This is a genomic window from Pseudonocardia sp. McavD-2-B (assembly GCF_024124365.1).
GTDB classification, from domain to species: Bacteria; Actinomycetota; Actinomycetes; order Mycobacteriales; family Pseudonocardiaceae; genus Pseudonocardia; species Pseudonocardia alni.
On sequence record NZ_JAMXSG010000369.1, the window covers coordinates 1 to 4,364 of the forward strand.

The window sequence follows — 4,364 nt, forward strand, 5'->3', positions numbered from 1 at the left end:
CCCCCGACCAGCAGCACCGCGGCCTCGGCGGGCCCGGCGGCGGCCCAGGCCCCGATCCGGGCGACGGCGTCGCGCGGCGTGACCGGCTCGACCCGCCACGCCTCGGCGTAGAACAGGGCGGTCGACTCGGCCTGCGGGAAGGCGAAGACCGTCCCGGCCTCCGCCAGCAGGTCGTGCGCACCCGCGCGGGGCGCGTCGTCGCCGGACGGGTCGGTACCGAGCACCACCAGGTCGTGGCTCATCGCATGTCCTCCTCGAGGGTCCGCGCCCTCATCAGTGGGAATCCGCGACGACGGGCAGTGTCCTGGCTCCCGGATCGGTACGCCCTCCCCGGCCTTCCCACCCTCGCGGGCGGTGGCGCCGGTGTGGGGAGGGCACTCCCCGGTGACAGTGGCGGGACCGCGCCGGACTCGCACCGGCTTCCTGTTCCGTCGTCGGCCGGAGCCCATCACGCGACCGGGTCAGCGGTCAACCGTCCCCCGCCCGGGCACTCCCCGCAGATGGTCGAGCAGGTCGTGCTCGGTCAGCGTCCCGAGCAGCGGCCCGTCCGGCCCCTCCCGCACGGGCAGCGCCGCCCCCCGGTGCGCGGCGAGCACCCCGAGGACGTCGTGCACGGAGCCGTCCGGGTCCAGGACGGGCAGCTCCGGGTCGGGCGTCGTGCCGTCGGCGGGCCGCATCACCTGGGCGACGACGACCCGGCGCAGCGCCTCGTCGGTCGGGGTGTCGGCGGCGAGGTCGATCCCGCGTCGCAGCAGCTTGAGCGTGTAGATGTTGTCCCGCGACACCAGGTTGGACAGGCCGGTGGCCAGGACGACGGCGGCCATCAGCGGCAGGATCAGGGCGTAGTCGCCGGTGAGCTCGAACACGATGAGCACCGCGGTGATCGGAGCGTGCGCGGCCCCCGCGAACACCGCCGCCATGCCGACCAGGCCGAACGCGCCGGGGTGCAGGTCGAGCGCCGGGAACAGGGCCGCGGCGGCGTAGCCGAAAGCGGTCCCGGCGGTGCCGCCGACGAACAGCGACGGCGCGAAGACGCCGCCGGACCCGCCGATGCCGATGGTGAGACTGGAGGCGAGGATCTTCCCGACGACGAGCAGGAGCAGGAACCCGACGACGTACCGGCCGCCGATCGCGGCCTCCAGCACCGGGTAGCCCACGCCGTACATCTGGGGCAGCGCCAGCAGCAGCCCGCCGAGCAGCAGCCCGCCGACGGCCGGGCGCAGCCACTCCGGGCCGTGCCAGACGGCGTCGCAGGCGTCCTCGACGGCGTAGAGGATGCGGGCGAAGGCCCAGCCCAGCAGCCCCGCGAGCAGCCCGAGCAGCGCATAGAGCGGCAGCTGGGCGGGGCTGCCCAGGTCGAAGTGCGGCAGGGTCAGGATCGCGCGGTCCCCGGCGATCACCTCGGCGACGACGTTCGCGACCACCGAGCTGATCACCAGCACGCCGAAGGCCTCGGCGCTGAACGACCGCAGGATCAGCTCCAGGCCGAACACCACCCCGGAGATCGGGGCGTCGAACGTCGCGGAGATCCCGCCCGCGGCGCCGCAGGCGACCATCAGGACCAGCCGGGTGGCGGGCACCCGCAGCCACTGCCCGATGGCCGAGCCGAGCGCGGAGCCGATCTGCACGATCGGGCCCTCCCGGCCGACGGAGCCGCCGGTGCCGATGCAGATCCCCGACGCGAGCGCCTTCACCGCGGCGACGGTGGCCGGGATCCGCCCGCCCCGGCGCGCGACGGCGAGCATCACCTCCGGCACCCCGTGCCCGCGGGCCTCCGGCGCGAACCGCTGGACCAGCGGGCCGTACACGAGGCCGCCGAGCACCGGGGCGACGAGCAGGAACCAGACCCCCAGCCCGGGCAGGTGCGGCGAGGCGACCCGGCCGGCGTCGGAGAAGTCCTCCCGACCGGTGACCAGCCAGGTGACACCGAGGATCAGCTCGTGGAACAGCACCGACCCGATGCCGGCACCGATCCCGATGACCGTCGCCAGGCCGACGAGCCCCGGCCGGGTGCCGACGAGCGCGCGGTGCAGCGCGCGGACCGCGGTCACCGGGCACCGTCCTCGGCGGGCACGGGCGCGACGGCCCAGTCGGTCTCGCCGACCTCGCCCGCGGCCTCCGCGAAGCGGCGCAGCGCGTCGCGGACCGCGGTGCGCTCGGCGGCGGGCAGCGTCGCGAGCAGCCGGTGCATCTCGGCGCGGCGCAGCCGGGTGACCTCGTCGACGAGCGCCCGCCCGGCCGGGCTGAGCGCGACGGCGACCTCGCGGCGGTCGTCACCGGTGCGGGTGCGCGCGACGAGGCCGCGGGTCACCAGCCGGTCGCACATCCGGGTCGCCGTCGACGCCGACACGGTCAGCGCCCTGGCCAGGTCGGCCGGTCGACGGGTGCCGTACTGGGCCAGCACGACCAGCGCGCGGTACTGGGGCAGGGTCACGTCGCCGGCCGTGTCACCGCCGGTGTGCTCGCCCGCGGCGGCCAGGGACCGGGCCACCACGGAGAGCATCGCCCGGCTCGCGGTCATCACCGCGTCGACGACGTCATCGATCTCGTCCGTCACGCCCGCGATCGTTGCATATTGCAAACTTGCAATGTGCAACGAGTTGCCGGGGTCACCCCCCGACGGGCGCCTGCAACCCCGCGACGGGCCCGATCACGACGATTGCCGGCGGGCTGATCTCCTGCTCGGCCGCAACCTGCTCGGCGGTCTCCAGGGTGGCGCGCACCGATCGCTCGATCCGGGTGGTGCCGTCCTGCACGATCAGGACCGGGGTGTCGGCGGGCCGGCCGTGGGAGATCAGCGCCTCGGCGAACTTCCCGAGCCGCTCCACGGCCATCATCAACACGATCGTGCCGGTCATCCGGCCCAGCGCGGTCCAGTCGGTGAGGCTGCGCGGGTCACCCGGCGCGACGTGCCCGGACACGACGACGATCTCGTGCGCGACCCCGCGGTGACTCACCGGCGTGCCGGCGACGGCCGGTGCGGCGAAGGCGCTGGTGATGCCCGGGACGACGGTCACCGGCACCCCGGCCGCGGCGCACGCCTGGACCTCCTCGAACCCGCGGCCGTAGACGAACGGGTCGCCGCCCTTGAGGCGGACCACGAACTTCCCGGCCCGGGCGTGGGAGATGAGCAGCTCGTTGATCCGCTCCTGGGCCATGGCGCGGCCGTAGGGGATCTTGGAGGCGTCGATGACCTCGACCTCGGGGGACAGCTCGTCGAGGATGTCGCGCGGGCCGAGCCGGTCGGCGACGACGACCTCGGCGCGGGACAGCAGCCGCCGTCCGCGCACGGTGATCAGCTCCGGGTCGCCCGGACCGCCACCGACCAGCGCGACACCGGCCTGCGGGGGCTCGGCCGACTCGTCGACGACACCGGCGGCCAGCGCCTCGACCAGCGCGGTGCGCACGGCCGCGGACCGCCGGTGCGCGCCCCGGGCCAGCACGCCGACGGTGAGCCCGTCGTAGCCGCCGGTGGCAGGGGTGACCGCGGTGCCCTTGTCGCCGTCGTCGGCGCGGACGCAGAACACGCGGTCCCGCTCGGCCTCGGCGACGACGGCGGCGTTGGTCGCGGCCTCGTCGGTGGCGGCGATCGCGTACCAGGCGCCGGCGAGGTCGCCGTCGGTCCAGCGGCGGGCCGTCCAGGTGATCTCCCCGGCCGAGGCCATGCCCTCGACCGCCGGGGTGACCTCGGGCGAGACGACCTCGACGACCGCTCCCGCGGCGATCAGGCGGGCGACACGGCGCTGGGCGACCTGTCCCCCACCGACGACGACGGCCCGGCGGCCGGCCAGGTCCAGCCCGACCAGGTACTGCTCGTGGTGCGCGTTCAACGACGTTCCTCTCCCGGACTCCGACGCCCGGCGGTGGCAGCGGTTCCCTGCGCGGGCCCCCCGCTCGACGGCGACGCCGGACGATAGCCGGGCCCGCATGTTTCGGAGGAGGCCCCGGAGGGCAATCCCACATCCGCCGATCCGGCGGCCACGGCGACGGTGACGCCCTGACCAGCGGTCTTACCGACGATCAGGTGGGCCCCGTCGCCGGCGGCGAGGAGCGCGGCGGCCTCTGCGACGGATGGGGTCCCGACGGCCGCGTCGACCCGGGCATCTGGCCGCGGTACCGCGACCGCGGCCAGCGCGGCGGCCGCGAACCCGCGCGGCTCCCGCGGTGCGACGGCCGCCCGCAACCCCGGTTCCGACGCCCGCCGGTCCAGGGCGGCGACGACGGCGGCCCCGAGCTCCAGCCCGTGCGCGGCGGCGACCCGGTCCAGCAGCGCGCGCACCGCGGCCTCGGACGTGCCCGGCCGCAGCCCCACCCCGACGATGACCACCGGCCGTGGAGCGGAGCGCTCGGCCCGCGGAGGCTCC

5 protein-coding genes and 1 riboswitch are annotated in these 4,364 nt (G+C 76.0%); all 5 genes read right to left on the reverse strand.

Annotated features, from left to right (window positions below):
- On the reverse strand, positions 1-242 hold a 242-nt coding region (locus NH602_RS28485), incomplete at its 3' end, for a hypothetical protein (RefSeq protein ID WP_253069418.1).
- A 34-nt stretch (positions 243-276) separates the two neighbouring features.
- Positions 277-465: riboswitch (cobalamin riboswitch) on the reverse strand.
- The gene (locus NH602_RS28490) at positions 462-2,051 is read right to left on the reverse strand and encodes a chloride channel protein (RefSeq protein WP_253069419.1); all 1,590 of its coding nucleotides are present in this window, start codon (positions 2,049-2,051) and stop codon (positions 462-464) included. Its footprint overlaps the riboswitch before it by 4 nt.
- Positions 2,048-2,557, reverse strand: coding sequence for a MarR family winged helix-turn-helix transcriptional regulator (locus NH602_RS28495; RefSeq protein ID WP_083658079.1), 510 nt, complete (start codon positions 2,555-2,557; stop codon positions 2,048-2,050). Before NH602_RS28495 ends, NH602_RS28490 begins: the two co-directional genes overlap by 4 nt.
- Positions 2,558-2,609: 52 nt before the next feature.
- Complete coding sequence (gene cobA, locus NH602_RS28500) at positions 2,610-3,830, reverse strand: uroporphyrinogen-III C-methyltransferase (RefSeq protein WP_073574297.1); 1,221 nt, start codon at positions 3,828-3,830, stop codon at positions 2,610-2,612.
- Positions 3,827-4,364 (reverse strand): cobalamin biosynthesis protein (locus NH602_RS28505; protein ID WP_253069420.1); only part of this gene is annotated, 538 nt, incomplete at its 5' end. The genes NH602_RS28505 and cobA, both read right to left, overlap by 4 nt.